The sequence below is a fragment of the Acinetobacter sp. BHS4 genome (assembly GCF_018454425.1).
Classification (GTDB): Bacteria; Pseudomonadota; Gammaproteobacteria; order Pseudomonadales; family Moraxellaceae; genus Acinetobacter; species Acinetobacter pittii.
Genome location: NZ_CP075323.1, coordinates 2,547,925 through 2,560,659, shown reverse-complemented (window position 1 = coordinate 2,560,659; position 12,735 = coordinate 2,547,925). Strand labels below are relative to the sequence as shown.

The following is a 12,735-nucleotide window of genomic DNA, read 5'->3' as shown; positions in this document are numbered from 1 at the left end:
TACCTTCAATATTTTTAAATTTAAATACGATAATTAATAAAGATATTATGGCTTTAAAATTGCCATTTATGATAAAAATTCAGAAGAAATATCACGTTTTTGTTTTCTCTTAAAAATTATACAAAATATACTTGAAATAGATCATTCATAAACCCATATTATAATGGAGTTTTACTCATTGTTATTTTTATAACATTATGAAAAATATATAAAAATTTATTTGAAATCCGAAGAAGTGTTCCCATCTATTAGACAAGTACAAATTTGTTGTGAGGAATAACAAGAATGCGTTTTGAAAAATTTACAAACCGCTTGCAGCAAGCCCTCTCAGATGCTCAATCTTTAGCGATGGGTAAAGACCATACCGCTATCGCAGGTATTCATATTTTGTCTACCTTGTTAGAAGAGCCATCAAATATTAGTTTGTTGCAACAAGCAGGTGCACGGTTACCTGAACTTAAACAAAAACTTGAACAGGCTATAAAAGATGCGCCCACAATTGCCAATCCAACGGGTGATGTCAACTTAAACCCAGAAGCTGTTAAAGCACTTAATTTGGCAGACAGATATGCACAGAAAGCAGGTGATGAATTTTTATCAACTGATTGGGTGTTGTTGGGTTTGGCAGAGACTGGCGAAACTAAAAATATTTTAAGTGCGGTAGGCGTAACTCCTGACAGCTTACGCAAAGTAATTGAACATATTCGAGGTAATGACAAAGTCATGAGTAATAATCACGAAGACCAACGTGACTCACTGAATAAATATACGATTGATTTAACAGAGCGTGCTTTATCTGGAAAACTTGATCCTGTCATTGGGCGTGATGATGAAATTCGCCGTACCATCCAGGTGTTATCGCGTCGTACTAAAAACAACCCAGTTCTTATTGGTGAGCCGGGCGTAGGTAAAACCGCTATTGTTGAAGGTTTGGCACAGCGTATTGTGAATGGCGAAGTGCCAGAGGGGTTAAAGAATAAACGTGTTTTATCCCTCGACTTGGGTTCATTACTGGCTGGTGCTAAATATCGTGGTGAGTTTGAAGAACGCTTAAAAGCAGTTTTAAAAGATTTGGCGAAACACGAAGGCGAAATCATCCTGTTTATTGATGAGTTACATACGCTTGTAGGCGCTGGTAAAGGCGATGGCGCAATGGATGCAGGGAATATGTTAAAACCTGCATTAGCTCGTGGTGAATTGCGCTGTGTGGGTGCGACCACATTAGATGAATATCGCCAATACATTGAAAAAGATGCTGCTTTAGAGCGTCGTTTCCAGAAAGTATTGGTTGATGAACCAAGTGTTGAAGATACGATTGCGATTTTGCGTGGACTCAAAGAAAAATATGCTACTCACCATGGTGTGCAAATTTTAGACTCTGCGATTATTGCTGCGGCGAAAATGTCTCATCGTTACATCACCGATCGTCAATTACCAGACAAGGCAATTGATTTGATTGATGAAGCAGCTTCTCGTATCAAAATGGAGATTGACTCTAAACCTGAAGCACTTGATAAGCTTGATCGCCGTTTAATCCAGTTGAAAATGCAATTGGAAGCTGTGAAAAAAGATGAAGATGTCGGCAGTAAAGCTGAAGTCACTCATCTTGAAAAACAGATTGCTGAAGTCGAGAAAGAATACAACGATCTTGAAGAAATCTGGAAGTCTGAAAAAACTTTAGTAGAAGGTACTAAACAGGCTCAGGTGGAACTTGATAAAGCGCGTATTGCTTTTGAGAAAGCTCAGCGTGAAGGTGATTTGGCTGAGGCAGCACGTTTACAGTATGGCGTAATTCCAGAGTTGCAAAAACAACTCGAGCAAGACGAGGTTGCAGAAGAAAACGAAGAGCCAAAACTGATTCGTACTAAAGTGACTGAAAATGAAATTGCTGAAGTTGTTAGTGCCGCAACAGGTATTCCGGTTGCTAAAATGATGCAAGGCGAGCGTGAAAAACTCCTTCATATGGAAGAGTTTTTACATGACCGTGTTGTTGGGCAAGATGAAGCAGTTGTTGCGGTATCGAATGCAGTACGTCGTTCACGTGCCGGTTTGTCTGACCCGAATCGTCCTAGTGGTTCGTTCTTGTTCTTGGGTCCGACAGGTGTTGGTAAAACTGAGTTGACTAAAGCGCTGGCTAACTTCTTGTTTGACAGTGATGATGCGATGATTCGTATCGACATGAGTGAATTCATGGAGAAACATTCGGTTAGCCGTTTGGTTGGTGCACCTCCAGGATATGTGGGTTATGAAGAAGGTGGTGTTTTAACTGAAGCTGTTCGCCGTAAGCCATATAGTGTGGTGTTGTTTGATGAGGTTGAAAAAGCGCATCCAGATGTATTCAATATCTTGCTCCAAGTATTGGATGATGGTCGCTTAACCGACTCACAAGGTCGAGTAGTAGACTTTAAAAATACGGTAATTGTGATGACTTCGAACTTAGGTTCACAAGATGTACGTGAGCTAGGCGAGGGTGCAACAGACGATGAAGTGCGTACCATTGTAATGAATGCGGTAAGTCAGCATTTCCGTCCGGAATTTATTAACCGGATTGATGAGCTTGTGATTTTCCATTCACTCAAAAAAGCACAAATTCGTGGCATTGCCGATATTCAGTTGGATCGATTACGTTCGCGTCTTGTTGATCGTGACATGAGTTTAACTGTAGATGACACTGCTTTTGATTTATTGATTGATGCTGGTTTCGATCCTGTATATGGCGCGCGTCCATTGAAACGTGCGATTCAACAACAGATTGAAAACACATTAGCACAAAAAATCTTGTCGGGTGATTTTGTCGCAGGTGATACTATTCTAGTCAAAGGCGAAAATGGGCATTTAGTCTTCGATAAAATGAAACTCAGCTAAGCTTTGTCTGCTAAAACCGAAAAGAGAATATGGAAACATATTCTCTTTTTTTATGGTGAATCAGTTTTTATGGTTGAAGTGAGTAAAGCAATTATGGCATCTGAAACTTTCTGAGTTAATGTCTTTAACTTTTGTTCTGAGTGGCCAGATAAAAAATAGTGATAATGGTAAATATGCTTTTGATAAGACATACAAATAAAAAATGTACCTACAGGTTTTTCTGGGGTTTCACTTCCGCCAGATTTTAATAGCCCAGTACAACTGACAATAATATCAGCTTGTTGAAATAGGTTTTGACCAAGTCTACACATTTCTTCGGTAACTTGTGGTGACTCTGCTGTGTAAGTCTCTATTAACTTTGGATCGATATTTAAAATACTAATTTTAATGCTTGGGTCGTAGCTAACTAAGCCACCCAGTAAAATATCTGCACCACTATTTTTATGAATAGAAAACTGACTTGTTAAATAACCGGAACTTGCACTCTCAATAAAAGCAATTTTGAGCTGGCGATCTTCTAATAGTTGGCAGCAGTACTGAAGCATTATTTCACCTCGAATGGTGTTTATTTATAACTAAAATCAATTATAGAAAATTATAAAATCACAGTAAGTGATTTAAAGGTGTGATTCAAGTCGAAGATAAAAATCTATAAAAAGGCTTAATATTTGAAAAATGCTTGGGAAATATTTCTGGTTTTAAATTGATTAATGTTAATTGTCGGGAAATCTATTCATAACATTGCGACATGTTTAAAAAATTGTTAATTTTGTTCGATATAACAAACAATAACAATTTAGGATAAATGCAATGAACAATAAACAAGGATTTGCGCTGTGTATTTTAGGTTGTATTTCAATGATACCCATTAATGTATGGGCTGCGCAGCCTCTAAGTGAAGGGGCTTTGGCAACGCAAACAGGGGCGGTGAATGCAGCTTTACCTGTGATTATTGCGAAAGCTCAAGACGATGCTAAGAAACCAATGACAGAACAGCAACAGGCACGTCAGGCATTAGGGGATAATTATTTACAACAAGTTCGATGGGATGCACTTAGAACAAGTGTACTTTCACCTTATCAAGAACAAAAACAAAACCATGTTATCGATAGTAAGGAAAAGAAGAAACTGGAAATGATGGCATTACCGGAAAGAGCAGACCGCTTTACCAAATATGATTTTGAATCAAATAATGTTCATGGTGAGGTTATTATTACCGTGAAGTAATAATAACCTCTAGTCTTATTAATATTGATCTAGGCCAGGATGCTGGATTTTCCATGCACGGTGGATTTTTTGATTACGTTTAAAATCAGGGCCAATGGTCTCAGAAGTAATTTCTTCAACCTGAAAAATAGCTTCGATCTCTTCGTCCATTTCAAAACCACGATAGTTGTTTGAGAAATAGAGTGTTCCTTCACTATGTAAACGGTTCATTGCACGTTTAATGAGTGAAACATGGTCACGTTGGACGTCGAAAGTACCGTAGAACTTTTTAGAGTTTGAGAATGTCGGTGGATCGATAAAAATAAGGTCGTATTGTTCATGACCTTCTTTTAACCATTCAAAACAGTCGCTCGCAAAGAACATGTGCTGTTCATCTGCATGATCTACAGTCAGGCCATTTAAAACGAAGTTTTCTTTTGACCAGTTCAAGTACGTATTAGATAAGTCTACACTTGTCGTGCTTGCTGCACCGCCTAAAGCAGCATGTAAGCTTGCTGTAGAGGTGTAGCTATATAAATTCAAGAAGTGTTTGCCACGAGCTTCTTGAGCGATACGTAAACGCATTTGACGATGGTCAAGGAATAAACCCGTATCTAGGTAATCTGTCAAGTTAACTAAAATTTTAGCTTTACCTTCCTGAACGATAAAACGTTTTGAGGCAGTACTTTGTTTTGTATATTGATTTGTACCTGTTTGGCGTGCTCGTGTCTTAATAAAGATGGCATCGCGGTTTAAACCAGTAACAGCACGAATTGCAGCGAGTGCTAAATTAAAACGTTTCTTTGCTTTTTCAGGATCAATTGTCTTTGGTGGTGCATATTCCTGAACGTGTAAGCGATCGCCATATAAATCTACAGCGACATTAAAATCAGGTAAGTCTGCATCATACAAACGTAAGCAATAAACATTTTCTTTCGTTGCCCATTTTTTCAAGGCAGTCATATTTTTTTGCAAACGGTTAGCAAAATCTTGAGCTTCTTCCATTTCAATAGGTTGAGCTTGCCAAGTTGCTAAGAATGGTTGTGTAACTTTTTCTGGCTTAATTGAACCAAAGCGAATGTAAATCGGTAATTTACCATTCATTAAGCGTAAAGTTTCAGGTGCTTCAAAAGCTAAAACATCGGCTTGTTCAATTTGCGCTGCAATAATTGCTGCATATTGATTTGGGAAATGTTTTTGTAAAAGCGCAGATAAACCTAGGTAAAGAGAGCGGTTAGATGCTTTATCACCTAAACGTTCACCGTAAGGAGGGTTTGTCACAATAAATGCAGTTTTGCCTTCAGCTGAAAAATCAGGCCAGTCAGCTAAAGTACGTTCTTCAATCTGAATTTGACCTAATGCTTTTTCAAAGCCAGCCGCAATAATATTTTCACGGGTTGCTTTTACAGCTTCCCAGTCTGCATCGTAGGCATAAAATTTAGGTAAAGGTAATTCAAGTGCCTTTTCATGACGTTCTGCTGCTTCAGCTTTAATTGAAAGCCAAAGTTCGCGGTCATGACCATGCCAACCATTAAATCCAAAACGACGAACAAGTCCTGGCGCACGGTCAGTCAAAATCATTAATGCTTCAATAATAAATGTACCTGAACCACACATTGGGTCGAGCACAATCTCTGGCTTACGTTGCTGAAGCTGAGCTTTTTGTAAGATTGCCGCAGCAAGGTTTTCTTTGATTGGTGCATCCGTCATATAACGGCGGTAACCACGTTTATGTAATGAATCACCAGATAAATCTAAGCAGTAAGTATGTTCGGTTTTACCTGCTAAAACATATAACGTAATTTCTGGTTGTTTGGTGTCAATGCTCGGACGACGACCTACAGCTTCCATAAAAGAATCGACAACACCATCTTTTGCTCGAAGTGTTGCAAATTGAGTATTAACCTTAATTTCACGTTCTGCATGTAAGCGAATTGCGAAGGTACTTTGTGGTGCAAAAATAAGTGACCAGTCAAAGCTAATCGCACCTTCATAAAGCTCTTCTGCTACATCACGTGCATCGTGTGTATGTTCGAGTTCATAAGTATGAATTGGAAGTAAAACACGTGAAGCAAGACGCGACCACATACAGATGCGATAAGCATGTTCAAGCGTCCCTTCAATGATTAAACGTCCTGCTTTACGTTCTGTCACTTTGGTGCCAAGCTGTTCTATTTCTTCTTGTAAGAGGGCTTCTAAACCATCAGCACAAGTAATCCAATAGTGGTTTAAACGTAAAGAGGTATTCATAAACTCGATTGACCAAAACATATAAATATTAACGATGCAAAGTTTAACTTATTTTGATGTGTAAAGGTTTTTAAATTATTGCAACCTATCATAATCCAACCAATAAACTGATTTTTAAAGATTAATACAGTAAAAGTGGTATGTATTTTGCTAAGTCAATCCTATCAATGGTTATTTATTTAACAAACACAGCTATTTTTTAACCATTTTTATTATTTTAGATTAATGGGGTAATTATAAATGAAAGACATGATGGGGAATGGTTTTGTTTCTAATGCAGATGCTTTCTCAGTAGCTACACAAATATATGTACGCATGCGTAGGGTGACGGGGCGGGTAATAGATGCCCTGTATGTGGTTCAAAATAAAGATTATGCAAAATATGTTATTGGGCTTGCACTAGAGTCGGACGACGACGAATTAAAACGATGCGTTGAACGATTAAAATCGTTGGTTGACACAATACCGGAGCTTTCTCAAAAAGAAAAAATTACTGTTGTTAACGATGATGAAGATTCAGAAATCAGTGCCGAAGACATTTATCGAGCACAAGTTCCACATCATTATATTGGTGCCTTAAGATAATCTAGATCAAGGTCCTAAATTTTCTGGTTAATTTAGGGCCTTATTCTGTAAAGTTCTTCTGCGAAAAGAGCGGAATTCAGCTACACTATGCACGTTTTCGCGATTCGACCCATAGGAATCCATTATGCATATTGCAGCGTTGCATCAACCGAGCCAGGTTCAGCTCAATCAAGACGGAAATTTAAAACATTTTTTAACCATTGAGGGGCTTTCAAAAGAAAACCTCACCAAGATTTTAGATACCGCACAAAGCTTTTTAGATGATAATAATAATTTAATTAACCGTCCGCTCTTAGAGGGATTGACGGTTATGAATCTCTTCTTTGAAAACTCCACCCGTACCCGTACTACTTTTGAAGCAGCAGCAAAACGTTTGTCTGCCAATGTACTGAACATTGATATTGCACGTTCAAGCACTTCAAAAGGTGAAACTCTACGCGATACACTCTGGAACCTTGAAGCAATGGCTGCAGACATTTTTGTTGTTCGCCATTCATCTTCGGGTGCTGCACATTTTATTGCTAAAGATGTATGTCCTAAGGTCGCGATTATTAATGCAGGGGATGGACGTCATGCACATCCAACGCAAGCGATGCTTGATATGCTGACCATTCGCCGTGAAACTAAAAAACCATTTGAAGATTTAAGCGTTGCCATTATCGGGGACATTAAACACTCTCGCGTTGCACGTTCGGATGTGGCTGCATTACAAACTCTAGGTTGTAAAGATATTCGTGTGATTGCACCGAATACATTATTGCCAGTGGGCTTTTCGGAATATGGCGAGCACGTTCGCTTGTTCAACAAGATGGATGAAGGCATTACTGATTGTGATGTGATTATTGCTTTACGTATTCAAAACGAGCGTATTGACTCTCCAGCATTATCTTCACAGTCTGAATTCTACAGAATGTATGGCTTAAACAAAGAACGTCTTGGTTTAGCTAAACCAGACTGTATTGTGATGCATCCGGGACCAATGAATCGTGGTGTAGAAATTGATTCAAGTGTTGCTGATGGAGATCAGTCGGTTATTTTGAAACAAGTAACTAATGGCATTGCAGTTCGTATGGCCGTATTGGCGTTATCGATGCAAGGCCAACTCCAAGAGCAAGGTTTAATTGAAGCGATTACGTTGTAAGGAATGGATCACATGAGTATTGTAAAAATTGAAAATGTACGTGTGTTAGACCCAATCCAAAAAACAGACAGCGTACAAACTGTATATATTGAAAATGGCAAGTTGGTTGCTCCAGTAGAGCAAGTGGAGCAAACCATTGACGGACAAGGCAAATGGTTAATGCCAACCATGGTTGATTTATGCGCGCGTTTGCGTGAACCGGGTCAACAGCAACATGGGACATTGAAATCGGAAGGTAAGGCAGCACGTGCCAATGGTATTTTGCATGTTATTACACCACCTGATTCAAAGCCGATTGTACAAGACAACGGTGCTCTCATTCATGGCTTGATTGAAAAGGCATGGCATGATGGGGGCATTCACATGCATATCATTGGTGCTCAGACCCAAGGTTTAAATGGTAAGCAACCAGCAAATATGGCGGGCCTGAAAAAAGGTGGTTGTACTGCTGTTTCTAATGCGAATGCTGCTTTTGAAAATGACGATGTAGTTATTCGTACCTTGGAATATGCAGCGGGTCTTGGTTTAACGGTTGTGTTTTATGCTGAAGAGCCACAGATTGCTAAAGACGGATGTGCACACGAAGGCTTTATTGCTTCTCGCCAAGGTTTGCCAATGATTCCGGCAATTGCTGAAACTGTGGCGATTGCGAAATATTTGCTTATGATTGAAGCAACTGGCGTAAAAGCTCACTTTGGTTTGTTATCTTGTGGTGCATCGGTTGAATTAATCCGCGCAGCAAAAGCAAAAGGTTTACCTGTGACTGCCGATGTAGCAATGCATCAGTTGCATTTAACTGAACACTTAACTGATGGTTTCAATTCGCTAGCACATGTTCGTCCACCATTGCGTTCTGAGCAAGATAAAGAACTTTTACGTCAAGGTTTAAAAGAGGGCGTGATTGATGCAATTTGTACGCATCATGAACCTTTAAGCAGCTCCGCAAAAATGGCACCATTTGCTGAAACTCAACCGGGCATTACTGCTTTTGATACTTATGTATCTTTAGGCATTCAACTCATTAATGAAGGCTTATTTGAACCTTTAGAGTGGGTGGAGAAAGTGACTAGCGTACCTGCGCAGGTTGCTAATATGACTACGCGTTGGAAAGATGAAGCAGGATGGGTGTTAGTCGATCCTGAATTAAGCTGGACAGTAAGCAAAGACACGATTTTATCGCAAGGGAAAAATACTCCATTGTTGGGTCAAAAGCTTAGTGGTAAAGTACTTCAAACTTTTGCTAACTGATAAAATGGTTATTTAAAGTAAATTTAAAATATAAACAGGTAGATCAATAAGATCTGCCTGTTTTGTAAAGACTAGATGCAAATTTGTATATAAATTATTTAAAAAACAATAAAAGATTGAACGCAGATTAGAATAAAAAACTATCAGCAAAGAGAAGTATTTGAATAATCAAAAGTTGCTGGTTACGACGTATAAAATTCGGGAGAATAACCAATGTCGATAAACCCTATAGAACTGCTTAAAGAAAAAGTATCATCAACTATATTAAATAATCAGGACGGATACCTAGGCGAAAAATCGAATGCTTTATCTAAGTTTTATCCAATTTTACTTTCATTGTTAGCTGCTAAACCTGATCTTATTGGACAATTAAAAAATAGTTTGACTCCTTCATTATCAGACCTCTTTTCTCATAATGACCAAATCAAGAATACGGTACTTACTCATTTAAGCGGTACGGCACCAAATAATGAAATCGAAAGTACACTCAATAGTGCAATTAAACCCAGCCTTAATGCAATTTCGGATGTTGCCGGAAATGATCAACAAAGTATTGTGAATTATTTACGTCAGCATGCCGAAACAATTCGTTCACATTTACCGGGATGGGCTGTTGGCCTATTAGCGCCACTAGGGCTTGGTGCAGGCTTGTCTTCTGTTACACCGTCAACAGCACCACCACTTGCCGCTGCGACTGAAAATACAGGCAAATCTCGTGGATTCTTGCCTATTATTGCACTCATTATTCTGGGTCTTATCATTGCTTGGTTATGGCGTTCTTGCCAACATAAGGAGGCTGTGCCAGTACCAGAACCAGCGGGTGCAAGTGGTGTTGAAGCTACTACCGCAGCTGCACCTGCGAGTTTAACATTAAGCACAGATGATAAAGGTGCTGTGAGCCAGTGTCAGGCAGGTATTGGAGATCAAGGATTCTTAGCAACACTACAAACTCAAGTTAAACAGGTTTTCTCATCAACCCAAGATTGTAATGTTGATACCAGTCAAACATATGCAGCTGGATTTACAGATAAAGATGCTCTTGCTGGCGTGCTTGGTGCATTGAAAGGTGTGCCAAATGCATCTTTAGAATGGATAGGTGACAAAATTACTTTGAAAGCAGGTGATGCAGCAGCGTTAGCAGCATTAACTGCTAAAGTAAAAGCGCTTGTTCCTCACACTGAAGTTGTTTCTACAGCCCCACAAACAACTGAGCAATCCGTAAGTAATAGTTTAAGTGCTTCGCAAACAGCTTTAAGCTCAATTGACCCGAACAATGTCGATGTAAATGCATTAGTAAAAGCACTTAACTTACAAATCATTAACTTTGCGAGTGGCTCAAGCGATATTCCTGCAGATAACAAAGCCATTCTTGATCAAGCTGCAGCACTCTTAAGTAAAGTGACTAATGTAAAATTAAATGTGGGTGGTCATACTGACTCGACGGGTAATGCAGCAGCAAATAAAGCTTTATCACAACGCCGTGCTCAAGCAGTAGTCGACTATTTAACATCTAAAGGTGTAGATGGATCTAAATTAGTTGCACAAGGTCATGGCTCTGATCAGCCTGTTGCAGAGAACACGACAGAAGAAGGACGTTTTAAAAACCGTCGTATTGAGTTTTCAGTAGCTCAATAATGTTCTGATTTATGAAAAATTAGTTATTTTAATTTGAAAAAAGCTTCTCATTTTGAGAAGCTTTTTTGTTGGAACAAATAGTGTTGGATTGATATGAAAATCAGTGTGGTTGGAAGTGGGAGAGTTGCCTTTCATTTAGCAAAGGTACTGTTGGCTCAAGGACATCACATCGTACAAGTCTATGCGCGTGATTTTGAGAAGACCCAAAAGTTTGCAGAGCAATTTCATGCAAAAGCATGTCAGTCTCTTCGCGAATTTCAACTGACCGATCTTATTATTTTATCGGTTTCAGATAGTGCTATTGCTGACCTTGCAAACCAGATTCATGAATTATTTCCTGAAACACTTATGGTTCACACCTCTGGTAGCACAGATATTGGAGTCATCAGTCATGTGCACAAAAAAGCAGGGGTATTTTATCCATTACAAACATTTAGCCTTGAAAGAGACGTTGACTGGTCTGCAACACCATTATTTGTTGAAGCGGTAACAGATACTGATCAAGAACTACTTTCAGATTTAGCAAATAGCCTAAGTAAACGAGTATATCAATACACCTCAAAACAGCGTTTAACTTTGCATTTGGCAGCTGTGTTTGCTTGTAACTTTAGTAACTATTGTTTTGATATGGCAAAGCAGGTTGTAGATAAAGAGCAGGTTGACTTTAGCTTGCTCTATCCTTTAATTATAGAAACAGCAAAAAAAGCGACTGAAAATGATCCAAAGCAAATGCAAACAGGGCCTGCGGTAAGGGGAGATCAGAATATCTTGGCAATGCATCAAGACTTATTAGCTCAAGCAAATCAAGATGATTTAAAACAGGTTTATCAACTTTTAAGTGATGGCATCGTGAAACGCCATCACTCGGACTAAAAGTGATTTCAAATTAAGGTTCGCCGTTATTGCCCCATTTTAAGAAGCCAGCACGCTGATTTAAACGTTCAAAATATCGGTCGACATGCTTAAGCGTTGGATGGTCAAAAGGAGTGGCCTTCCAGCGCTGTACAGATAGACCAATTGGAATATCGGCCAAGCTAAATTGTGAACCAACAATATAGGCTTGAGTTTTTGCTAGTTGTTGATCGAGAATCTGCATATGATGATTCCAGTCATCAATACCTTGTTGTAATAAGTTTGGATCTTGATGATCTGGAGAATGTCTCAAGAGAGACATAATTGTATAAGTCCAGCTGTTATTCAGTTCGATGGCTTGCCAATCAATCCACTGATCAACAAAGAATCTTTCTTTCGCTTGAGTAGGGTAAAGCTGATGTTCTTTATCGTAAGCATTTGCCAAATAACGGATAATACTGTTGGACTGCCAAAGGACTAAATCTCCATCTAAAACAACAGGAATTTGACCATTTGGATTTAATTGTAAATATTCAGGTGATTGAGCGGAGCGAAAGCCTCGTCCCCAATCTTCTCTTTCATATTCAAGATTTAATTCTTCGCACAACCATAAGACTTTGCGAACATTAATGGAGTTATCACGCCCTAAAATTTTTAACATAGTATTTTCTGACTTCTCGTGAGTTTAAGTAATTAGTTGTTGAAGCGTTCATTTTTATATTTTTAACATGATTTATGAATATTAATAAGTCTAGAGAATAGCTAAAGTGACATTTAAAGAAAATTATAATGATTGAGAGCTTTTTATTTTAGGGGGGAATAAAGGAAGATAATATACCTCAAGAGGGGGATGCTGGTAATTAGAAGTAAAATAAGTATCTGCTTGTTACGTTGTCTGTATCCGCTTTTAGTAGGTAATAAAAAACCGCACTTCACTTCGGCGGTTCATTGAA

General features: G+C 38.7%; 10 protein-coding genes. 7 read left to right on the top strand and 3 right to left on the bottom strand.

Annotated elements, in window-relative coordinates:
• Positions 1-285 precede the first annotated feature (285 nt).
• Complete coding sequence (gene clpB, locus KIP84_RS12300) at positions 286-2,865, top strand: ATP-dependent chaperone ClpB (RefSeq protein ID WP_017399356.1); 2,580 nt, start codon at positions 286-288, stop codon at positions 2,863-2,865.
• Positions 2,866-2,915: 50 nt separating this feature from the next.
• On the opposite strand, the gene KIP84_RS12295 is transcribed toward clpB, so the two are convergent.
• Positions 2,916-3,410 carry a CinA family protein gene (locus KIP84_RS12295; RefSeq protein WP_213688609.1) on the bottom strand — a complete coding sequence of 165 codons (495 nt, stop codon included), beginning with the start codon at positions 3,408-3,410 and terminating at the stop codon, positions 2,916-2,918.
• A 265-nt stretch (positions 3,411-3,675) separates the two neighbouring features.
• On the opposite strand from KIP84_RS12295, the gene KIP84_RS12290 reads away from it, so the two are divergent.
• Complete coding sequence (locus KIP84_RS12290; protein ID WP_130118647.1) at positions 3,676-4,092, top strand: hypothetical protein; 417 nt, start codon at positions 3,676-3,678, stop codon at positions 4,090-4,092.
• 18 nt (positions 4,093-4,110) lie between these two features.
• On the opposite strand, the gene rlmKL is transcribed toward KIP84_RS12290, so the two are convergent.
• Positions 4,111-6,321 carry a bifunctional 23S rRNA (guanine(2069)-N(7))-methyltransferase RlmK/23S rRNA (guanine(2445)-N(2))-methyltransferase RlmL gene (rlmKL, locus tag KIP84_RS12285; RefSeq protein WP_213688608.1) on the bottom strand — a complete coding sequence of 737 codons (2,211 nt, stop codon included), beginning with the start codon at positions 6,319-6,321 and terminating at the stop codon, positions 4,111-4,113.
• A 240-nt stretch (positions 6,322-6,561) separates the two neighbouring features.
• Here rlmKL and KIP84_RS12280 point away from each other — a divergent pair, with 240 nt between their 5' ends.
• The 5 genes from KIP84_RS12280 (at position 6,562) to KIP84_RS12260 (ending at position 11,803) form a co-directional block, all read left to right on the top strand.
• Positions 6,562-6,906, top strand: coding sequence for a hypothetical protein (locus KIP84_RS12280; RefSeq protein WP_014206195.1), 345 nt, complete (start codon positions 6,562-6,564; stop codon positions 6,904-6,906).
• Between the two features lie 124 nt (positions 6,907-7,030).
• Positions 7,031-8,047, top strand: coding sequence for an aspartate carbamoyltransferase catalytic subunit (locus KIP84_RS12275; protein ID WP_002121555.1), 1,017 nt, complete (start codon positions 7,031-7,033; stop codon positions 8,045-8,047).
• A gap of 12 nt (positions 8,048-8,059) precedes the next feature.
• Positions 8,060-9,295 (top strand): dihydroorotase, encoded by a 1,236-nt coding sequence (locus KIP84_RS12270; protein ID WP_213688607.1) that lies wholly within the window; start codon positions 8,060-8,062, stop codon positions 9,293-9,295.
• Positions 9,296-9,508: 213 nt separating this feature from the next.
• Complete coding sequence (locus KIP84_RS12265) at positions 9,509-10,930, top strand: OmpA family protein (RefSeq protein ID WP_213688606.1); 1,422 nt, start codon at positions 9,509-9,511, stop codon at positions 10,928-10,930.
• Between the two features lie 93 nt (positions 10,931-11,023).
• Entirely contained in the window at positions 11,024-11,803 is a 780-nt protein-coding gene (locus tag KIP84_RS12260; RefSeq protein ID WP_213688605.1) for a F420-dependent NADP oxidoreductase, read from the top strand.
• 13 nt (positions 11,804-11,816) lie between these two features.
• Here KIP84_RS12260 and KIP84_RS12255 read toward each other — a convergent pair whose 3' ends face one another.
• Positions 11,817-12,443, bottom strand: coding sequence for a glutathione S-transferase (locus KIP84_RS12255; RefSeq protein ID WP_213688604.1), 627 nt, complete (start codon positions 12,441-12,443; stop codon positions 11,817-11,819).
• Positions 12,444-12,735 lie beyond the last annotated feature (292 nt).

Coding starts and splice junctions, on each gene's coding strand:
- KIP84_RS12290 (WP_130118647.1), top strand. CDS start 3,676: ATGAACAATAAACAAGGATTTGCGCTGTGTATTTTAGGTTGTATTTCA.
- KIP84_RS12295 (WP_213688609.1), bottom strand. CDS start 3,410: ATGCTTCAGTACTGCTGCCAACTATTAGAAGATCGCCAGCTCAAAATT.
- KIP84_RS12275 (WP_002121555.1), top strand. CDS start 7,031: ATGCATATTGCAGCGTTGCATCAACCGAGCCAGGTTCAGCTCAATCAA.
- KIP84_RS12255 (WP_213688604.1), bottom strand. CDS start 12,443: ATGTTAAAAATTTTAGGGCGTGATAACTCCATTAATGTTCGCAAAGTC.
- KIP84_RS12260 (WP_213688605.1), top strand. CDS start 11,024: ATGAAAATCAGTGTGGTTGGAAGTGGGAGAGTTGCCTTTCATTTAGCA.
- KIP84_RS12265 (WP_213688606.1), top strand. CDS start 9,509: ATGTCGATAAACCCTATAGAACTGCTTAAAGAAAAAGTATCATCAACT.
- KIP84_RS12280 (WP_014206195.1), top strand. CDS start 6,562: ATGAAAGACATGATGGGGAATGGTTTTGTTTCTAATGCAGATGCTTTC.
- rlmKL (WP_213688608.1), bottom strand. CDS start 6,321: ATGAATACCTCTTTACGTTTAAACCACTATTGGATTACTTGTGCTGAT.
- KIP84_RS12270 (WP_213688607.1), top strand. CDS start 8,060: ATGAGTATTGTAAAAATTGAAAATGTACGTGTGTTAGACCCAATCCAA.
- clpB (WP_017399356.1), top strand. CDS start 286: ATGCGTTTTGAAAAATTTACAAACCGCTTGCAGCAAGCCCTCTCAGAT.